Consider the following 7,424-nt stretch of genomic DNA (forward strand, 5'->3'; position numbering starts at 1 on the left):
TTTCTCAACTACTTACCAATTCCTACTGTTACTGCTGGAACGAAAATCTCTTATAATGATCAGCAGTAGATAATAAAATTTGATCGAGGACGAGCTAGATGACAAGTGTTACGCTAAAAAACGTTTGTAAATCCTATGGCGATGTGAAGATTTCTAAGGATGTTAGCTTAGAGATTAACGAAGGCGAGTTTGTCGTGTTCGTTGGGCCATCTGGTTGTGGTAAATCAACCTTACTGCGTTGTATCGCTGGTTTAGAAGACATCACTTCTGGTGATTTGTACATTGGTGACCAACGTATGAACGACGTTGAACCTTCAAAGCGCGGGGTTGGGATGGTATTCCAATCTTATGCTCTTTATCCTCACCTTAATCTATACGACAACATGTCTTTTGGTCTTAAGCTTGCTAAAGCAAACAAAGCTGAGATTGATAAACGTGTTGAGCATGCAGCAGAAATTCTGCAATTAGGTCACCTACTAGAGCGTCAACCAAAAGCACTATCTGGTGGTCAACGTCAGCGTGTGGCAATTGGTCGTACTCTTGTGTCTCAGCCAAATGTATTCCTACTTGATGAGCCGCTCTCTAACCTAGATGCTGCACTTCGTGTTCAAATGCGTTCACAAATTACTAAGCTACAACGTCAACTTGGCTGTACCATGATTTATGTTACGCATGACCAAGTAGAAGCAATGACAATGGCAGACAAAATTGTGGTGCTTGATGGTGGTTATGTATCTCAAGTTGGTCGCCCACTAGAACTGTATCACTACCCTGAAAACCGCTTTGTTGCTGGCTTTATCGGCTCACCTAAGATGAACTTCATGAGTGTGCAGATTGAAAAAGTAGAATCAGAACGCGTATTGGTTCAACTGTCTAACGGCACAACTTTCTGGATCGATGTTGATGGTACAACGGTTAATGAAGGTGATCGCATGTCACTGGGTGTTCGCCCAGAGCATTTAGTTTCATCTGAAACTGGTGACGCTAGCATCGAAGGCGATGTAATGATCGTTGAAAAACTTGGTAACGAAACTCAAGTTTACCTGAACCTTGAAAGTGCAGATGCAGACGTTATTTACCGTCAGCCAGATACGCTAACGATTGAACCAGGCGACAAACTGGCTATTGGTATTCCAGCTCACCGTTGTCACTTATTCCACAGTGATGGTCGTGCGTGTCGCCGTGTTTATAAAGAATACGGTCTAGATTAAGCGGGCAGCTTTTCCTAGTAATAGGCTAAAATAAAATGTGATTATTAAAAATCCCCATCATGAACGTGATGGGGATTTTTTTATCTAGCTCTGACTCTAGCTCTGACTCTAGCTCTAGCTCTAGTTCTAGTTCTAGTTCTAGCTAAATTATGGAGATTGGGATAAATCAGGCTCAATCGAAATATGCAATATATCTTTATAGCTCCCACCCGGCTTTTGCCCAACATCACCAATCACAAAAGACATAGGCACAGTTTGCCCTTGTGTTGACTGGCTTGATCGCCATTGGCTATTTGCTGTCTCTAGCGGCACCGTTTCTGAGTTGACCATAATTTGATAAGCGATATCCCAAGCTCTATCCGCGGAGTCATGTCGTAAATGCCCCAAATTTTCAGATTCAAATGAAATCACATATTCACTGGTACTTTGCACCCAAAGTTTAGGCCCTGAATGGATAATTTTACTCGAGTTTAATTCACCCAGATCTAAATCATAATGACGCTGAGATAAACCATAGAACTGGATTTTAGCGCTCGGTATTACGTCAGCTTCAACATCTAAAGTCAGCTCTTTAGAGTTTGATAATGATGCACTGGTATTACTGCCTGACTCAATCACATTAGCCGTCATTTGCCCATGAAAAGCACCAGATGTCAGCCATTGTCCAGAGGGGTACCGCAATTGGAATTGAGTAATAGGTTCATCGTGTGTCAACGTCACTAACCACCTTCCACCTCTAATAAATCCGTTTGTCCCAGACCATTCAAAACCAAGATCCTGACCTGCATTCCCTCTAAGTTGATTGGAACCTTCATCAATATCCAACTCTACCGACACGCTACAGCCTTCTTGTGCTATATCTGCCCGTAATTGGTAATGCTGAACTAACGGAGACTGTGCGGTAGAAAATACATCATAAATTGACCGCGCAGAAACGGGTTCTAAACTGATGAGCCTCACATCGCATTGGCTTTGACTGGTAGCAAAACTACTGGTGCTTGTGAGTATAAAAGCCACACCACAAGCTTTGATAATGTTAGTCCACATACATTTCTCCTATACGCACAAGTACGTCACTATTCTCGGGTAACGTAATTTCAAGTGTCTGCTTCTTCTTGGTATTGAGCTCTAACCGGTAGTGACCTGGTTTCATGCCTGAAATAGCAAACTTCCCTTTTCTGTTTGTAAAAAACTCTAGCGGCTCGTGATTTTTATCAACCTGAACTTTATTACCGGATTCTTTTCCTAAGTAATAAGCCTTACCTGCAATAAGTGCTATGGGTTCTTTAGTGACGGCGTGGAACAAACTACCAATTACCGTTAATACTGCATCAGATCCCACTTCCAATTCATACCCTTGTTTATTGCCTGGATAAACAGAAAATGCCCCATCGCCCAGATCATATCCAGGGGGTAGATCGTCTACATCATAAGTAATCAGTTGTGAGCTATAAGCGACTAAATCAGGCACTAACATATTGCTATCCCCAACACTGTACACTCGTGAGTACTCAGTATTTCGCTCTGGGTCTATTGCAACTTTATTTTCAGCTAAACTTTTATGTTTTTTCACAATCGCAAAAGCTTCTCCAACTTCACGCCCAACCGCAACAGAAGTACCAGCAAAGGCAATGGCACTCGACAGTTCAAAGCGAGTATTATGGCTACGATCATCTGCATTGAGGTCTTGGTAACGAGTAGTGTGGTCTGCAATAATTCGAATTCGGTTCCCGGTATAATTCACACCGGCATCAAGGTTAGAATCGATATCTCGTTCCGTCACTAGGGTGGCATAAGCGGATACGCCACCAGCACTTCCAACCCCGTCTTTATAACTCACATCAACAGAGCCCAGATCTTTATCACTTTGATATCGACTTACCACTCTGGTTTGCTTACTCAAAGGCCAACTCAATGACAGTGTTGTTGAAAACTCATCATCACTGCCGTGGTCATATTTATAATCTCGGTAATTAAATCGAGAGCTCCATGTCGCAGGCGTACCAAACAAAGGGCCTGATAAGCTTGGGCTCACCATCCAGAAGTTGTCATCGGTCTTTGAACCTGAGCTATATGAGCCAGATAACGCAGCCCTGAGCCTAGACGTCACATCAATAGAGCTGAAAAGTGATACATAGTGTTCAACTGAGTTCAGTGAGGTTGAAGAGCTGTCGTAATCTCCGACGCCTGAATAGTTTTCAGACTGATAGTCGTAGATGATACTGAGTTGTGGATTCAAGGAAGGGTCATTCAATAGATCGGCATCGTAAGCAACTCGATAAGCGTAACCACTTCCTAAGCTAGGGTGGGAACTCTGCGATGCTATAAATTCAGTCACACCAATACTGGTGGCAATTAAACTCGACACCCCATATTGATATAAGTCTTCTCTATTTTGTGCATTGATACCCAGCGTTAGCCATGGCGTAACCCCGTAATCGAAGTAACCATGAGCCAAATATTCAGAGCTTTGATACTCAATCTTATTTCCAGCAGCCTCGCTTGGCACCCCAACCATAAGGCTATATTCAAACTCGCCGCTGTCTAAGAGGTCATTCCCGGTCGCCACTGAAAATTGAATACGTTCCTCTTTACCACTCGAATCAGTAATCACTAACTCAACATCATTTGTTCCTTCAGCCAAAGGGATATCGCTTAAATTATAGCTCCCCGCATTAAGCGTTAACCTTTGGACGACAATGCCATCGACTAATACATCAACATTAGACGTTCTTTGTAAGGTAAAGCTTTGGGTCGCTTTAGGACGCACATTCCGTGTGGGGATTAATGTAAAATCCCGAGTCAGTCCAATGCCTAAAATATCAGCACTATCTTGTAGGTTCTTTCCTGCATTGAACATATCTCCAACCACTAGGCGCGTACCTTGTGACGGAAAGTCCATATTCATCCTCGTTCCCTGTCTCGCATAGGTTGAAGATTCGCCTTCCACATTTTCATAGACAGCTTCGTACTCAAAATTAGCGCTTCCGATATTAAGGGCGGAATCAATTCGATGGTTAAAGCTCGTAACACTGATAGAAGAATCGTCAACGGTTTTTGATTGATTGCCAGAAAGAGATAAGTTCACGTACCCACTCATCCATGCTGGTGATAAATGGTTACTATCCGTGTACATCAGAGAGTTGGCAGACAACTGCTGCGTTTTCAAAAATTGAGAGGGAACCGTGACAATGCATTCCAATGTTGAGAAGTCGAATGTCAGATCCAACCCTGCTGAGCTAAAATGTTTTTGTGATAATGAAGCTTCCGCTGTCGAGTTCCTAAGAGCCGTTAACGCATCATCAGTCACTAACCCTTCAAGTAAAATCAAAGTACTTTCTTTTGGAAGTAAGATTTTATCATCGGCAGTAATGACCACTTCAGCTTCACCTAACACGCTATCGCTTATCTTTAATAATGAAATAAGCTCAATATCTCGACCTGTCGGGTTTAAAGTGCCACTTTTTGCCAGAGCAACATTCGCTGAACAAAAAAAAATCAACAAACACAGCCCCCAAGCTCTCAACGTTCTTAGCGATCTCAACGTGTTACATTTCATACCCTTGATACTCCCCTGGCTCTAACTTTTCATTATTTCCAAGCTCAATGAAACTTGAGGGGGGAAGGAAATGTTCATCAAAATATGGCGACTCACCTGCAACGCTCGATACCTGACTTTGTAAGGGCTTTATAGTCGAATTGCCTTGTTCAGAAATAAACGTCAACGAATTTAAGTAGGCATACCTTTCACCTTTGTTAGCCACCACAACAGAGCTATCATCGCGAACTTGCAAGGTGACATTAGGCTTATGGGCAGAGCTATAAACATGAATGATCGCATTATAATGAATTTGTACAGCAATCCCCGATAGGTCACCCTGAGAAGGGACGAGCGACGGCTGACTAAAACGTAAGAAGTAACTTTGAGATCGATTAAGCGGTTGATTGTCACCCAGCCATTGCAAGCGAAAGACTTGTGATTTTCCAGGCTTAAGAATGGCGGCGGGCGGAAAAACCATAAGCCGCTTATCGGCAGAATCTTTTGCGAGGAATGTACCATCAGGATTAAAGGCAAGTTGGCGTAGATTGACTTCTATCGGCGCTTGTTGGGTCGAATTATTCGTGAGAACAATTTGTGCCATTCCACCAGACAAAACATCCATTTCTGTGACCATTGGGTTGATGACAATAGCATGCGCTCTAGCACCCATTAGAATCATCAACACAGAAAAGAAAATAACACTACGCATACGCATGTTTAATCCAAGTTTTCGATTTCAATGGAGGTCGGTACAGAATCAAAACCCTCTAATGACTCCATAACAAAAACACGACTTGATTTGGGCAAAACTAATGTTCCAGCTACTTTTTCTCCAATCTCGCTACCTTTCATGAAAACTGAGTGGCTTTTATCTGAAACTGACCAGTTAGTGTTAGTTAAACGACCATAGCTATCACCATCATTTTTTACCTCAACCAGCCATTGATTATTTCTTGATTCAATCGTCTGTACACTCAACTCAGCTTTAGTGTTTTTCGGGCGAACATTAAGTAAGGTATTAAACTGTAATAACAAGCCAACATTAGCCGCCTCATTTTGACCACGATCGACTTTAACTTGGCGCACGGCAATACGATAAGAACGAGACTGAGTAATAGATGGCTCACCAAGATATCGAACCATTACAGACTGCGAACGTCCAGGATCTATCACGGCGGTAACAGGGATGACTAACAAATCATCATCGGCAGGTTGCGTGGTTTCATTCCCCAGCTTGTCTAGTGACATAGATAACGGTTCAAGCTCCACTGTTAAGGGGCGGTCTCCAGTATTATCAATCCTCATTGACATCTGTGCGTTCTTACCAATTGGAGTCATCTCGGCAACCATTGGCTGAACCTTATAAGCTAAGGCAGGTAAACTTATTAAACATAAGCACACAATGTAGATACTTCTGAAAAAGTCCATTTCAACAGGCTCCTAAAATGAATGGGAGAGCACTGCTCTCCCATTTCGATTTGAATATTATCTAGTTAGCAGAGATTTGAACTGTCAATGTGTCTGAATAACCACCAGACCAAGGAGCTGCTTCTTGAGTTTCAATATCTAATGTTGCTGACACACCAGTAGCAAGCAGACCTGAACCACCATATGATGCAGAGTTCGAAGCTCCATTAGTACCAATACCGCCAGGAGCATTCAGTGTAAGGTCAGTTAGACCAGCAGGGCTTAACACTGCATCATATGCAATGGAAAAGTCTTCTTTATCATCAGACTCAAGACCACCTTCTGCACTGGTCATAGTGACGGTTGCACCATCGCCATCATTACACTGAATATTTAAACCGTAACTAACGGTCTGATTTGCTGTTGTTACAGAACCAAAATCGAGTAGCTGTGTATTCAACCCAGTCACTTCACAAACTGCTGGTACATAACCAGCAAGTTGTACATCGCCCGCATTTGCTTGAGCGGCAAATAATCCTGATACTGCAATTGCACATAATGTTAGCTTTTTCATGAATAGATTCCTTTAAAAAGATTTAAGACGTACTTGTCATGACTCTGTTCCAAACAAGAGCCACTACTGCTCTGCAATCCGCAGATGATTTACTTGCTACTGCCATGTATTGATGGAAATACATCAATTTCGATGACATCTTCGTAATACCCCGCATATAGCAGGTTTTCTTTCAGCGTTACTCTCATGACACCAGCAGTGTCGAAGGGAATAACACTTGAACTATTAATAACCGTTGGTGAAGCTATGTCCTGGCTCTGCAAAGTGCTGTTTAAACCAATGGATTCAATATCAATATCCACTTCGTAAGGCACCACTTGCTTAGCATTACTTTGCTGATTCTCTAGCCCACCTTTTCGTGAATAAACCGACATACTCAATGGTTGGTTACATTGGATATCAAATGGTAATGATTTTTGTATTTCATCAGAAAAATCTAAGCTTCTTCCGTCATTAAAATTGATTTCGCAATGATTTTTGATGTGCCCAGTTAACGATAACGTTAATGTACTCGCCATCACAAAACCACTAGATAAGAATAATGTTGTCATTATTAGAACTGATCGACTCATATTCATACCTTGCTCGCCTTTATGTTTATTCTCTTGAGAACTTGAATATAACTATAATGAGTTTTTAAAATTACGTGGTATGAGACGAGTATTAATTAAAAATAAAAGTTGTATAAAAA

7 protein-coding genes are annotated in these 7,424 nt (G+C 42.0%); 1 reads left to right on the forward strand and 6 read right to left on the reverse strand.

Annotated features, from left to right (window positions below; all coding sequences use genetic code 11):
• Positions 1-98: 98 nt before the first annotated feature.
• Positions 99-1,211, forward strand: a complete 1,113-nt coding sequence (gene malK / locus F0226_RS03350; RefSeq protein WP_171734289.1) for a maltose/maltodextrin ABC transporter ATP-binding protein MalK — start codon at positions 99-101, stop codon at positions 1,209-1,211.
• Between the two features lie 147 nt (positions 1,212-1,358).
• Here the strand turns inward: malK and F0226_RS03355 are convergent, their stop codons facing one another.
• The 6 genes from F0226_RS03355 to F0226_RS03380 form a co-directional block, all read right to left on the reverse strand.
• Positions 1,359-2,258: a hypothetical protein gene (locus F0226_RS03355; protein WP_171734290.1), complete on the reverse strand. Its 900-nt coding sequence runs from the start codon at positions 2,256-2,258 to the stop codon at positions 1,359-1,361.
• The gene (locus tag F0226_RS03360) at positions 2,248-4,770 is read right to left on the reverse strand and encodes a fimbria/pilus outer membrane usher protein (protein WP_171734291.1); all 2,523 of its coding nucleotides are present in this window, start codon (positions 4,768-4,770) and stop codon (positions 2,248-2,250) included. The genes F0226_RS03355 and F0226_RS03360 overlap by 11 nt, the downstream gene beginning before the upstream one ends.
• Positions 4,760-5,467, reverse strand: coding sequence for a fimbria/pilus periplasmic chaperone (locus F0226_RS03365; protein ID WP_171734292.1), 708 nt, complete (start codon positions 5,465-5,467; stop codon positions 4,760-4,762). The genes F0226_RS03360 and F0226_RS03365 overlap by 11 nt, the downstream gene beginning before the upstream one ends.
• A 2-nt stretch (positions 5,468-5,469) precedes the next feature.
• On the reverse strand, positions 5,470-6,180 hold the full coding sequence (locus tag F0226_RS03370; protein WP_171734293.1) for a molecular chaperone: 711 nt from the start codon (positions 6,178-6,180) through the stop codon (positions 5,470-5,472).
• A gap of 61 nt (positions 6,181-6,241) precedes the next feature.
• On the reverse strand, positions 6,242-6,733 hold the full coding sequence (locus F0226_RS03375; protein WP_171734294.1) for a hypothetical protein: 492 nt from the start codon (positions 6,731-6,733) through the stop codon (positions 6,242-6,244).
• Between the two features lie 89 nt (positions 6,734-6,822).
• Complete coding sequence (locus F0226_RS03380) at positions 6,823-7,305, reverse strand: hypothetical protein (RefSeq protein ID WP_171734295.1); 483 nt, start codon at positions 7,303-7,305, stop codon at positions 6,823-6,825.
• Positions 7,306-7,424 lie beyond the last annotated feature (119 nt).

Source organism: Vibrio sp. 99-70-13A1, from assembly GCF_013114625.1.
Taxonomy (GTDB): domain Bacteria; phylum Pseudomonadota; class Gammaproteobacteria; order Enterobacterales; family Vibrionaceae; genus Vibrio.

Coding starts and splice junctions, on each gene's coding strand:
- malK (WP_171734289.1), top strand. CDS start 99: ATGACAAGTGTTACGCTAAAAAACGTTTGTAAATCCTATGGCGATGTG.
- F0226_RS03360 (WP_171734291.1), bottom strand. CDS start 4,770: ATGAAATGTAACACGTTGAGATCGCTAAGAACGTTGAGAGCTTGGGGG.
- F0226_RS03370 (WP_171734293.1), bottom strand. CDS start 6,180: ATGGACTTTTTCAGAAGTATCTACATTGTGTGCTTATGTTTAATAAGT.
- F0226_RS03355 (WP_171734290.1), bottom strand. CDS start 2,258: ATGTGGACTAACATTATCAAAGCTTGTGGTGTGGCTTTTATACTCACA.
- F0226_RS03380 (WP_171734295.1), bottom strand. CDS start 7,305: ATGAGTCGATCAGTTCTAATAATGACAACATTATTCTTATCTAGTGGT.
- F0226_RS03365 (WP_171734292.1), bottom strand. CDS start 5,467: ATGCGTATGCGTAGTGTTATTTTCTTTTCTGTGTTGATGATTCTAATG.
- F0226_RS03375 (WP_171734294.1), bottom strand. CDS start 6,733: ATGAAAAAGCTAACATTATGTGCAATTGCAGTATCAGGATTATTTGCC.